Annotated in this window: 1 pseudogene; it reads right to left on the bottom strand. The window is 44.4% G+C overall.

Features of this window, described 5'->3' with window-relative positions:
- A pseudogene (locus A3739_RS29465) lies at positions 1 to 665 on the bottom strand (hypothetical protein); the annotation flags it as partial.

Genomic DNA, 665 nt, shown 5'->3' with positions numbered 1-665 from the left:
CAAAACCAAAGAGTATGTGAGTGTCATGATGAATGCTGTCATGGCACTGATCTTCTTTTTATTCGACACAACATCGCGCCACGCGTCTCTTCCAGATTTAGATACGAAGAGTATTGTGCACATGGCAATCATTGACGATGCCGAAAGACACCACATGTATATCAATGCTTTGACGCTCTCACTCTCATTAAATTGAGATTGGCTAGCGAGAGAATTTAATACCGTTTGGTCAATAAGCGTGTAGCCTGTTGTTCCGATAGCAGCGAGTAGGGCATGTAATAAGCTCGAGCTGAGATGCTCGTTATACTCTGTTTTACGAGGCCAGCTTATCGCGATGCAGCCCAGTAAAATTCCTAATGCGCAAAGGCTTTGTATAAAGCTGAATTTCAATTCGAACAGTAGAAAGGCAGCGAGTGGTGTGAAGATTACCGGTAACGCCCTTGCTAGAGGATAAGACACTGAAAAATTACCGTGTCGGTATGCGCCCGCTAGTCCAACGAAATAAAGCGCCTGGCATATTCCCGTGAGTGCAATTTCTATCGGGTAATGCTGAATAACAAAAACAACACTTTTGAATTTAAGCAATACGATTGGGCTTAGTATTAGGGTTGCCGCAGCGCTTACCAACGCGAAGAACGAGAGAGACGGTGTTTGCTGCTTGCTTA

This window comes from Oleiphilus sp. HI0067 (assembly GCF_001635735.1).
This window is presented reverse-complemented; position numbering and strand designations above follow the sequence as displayed.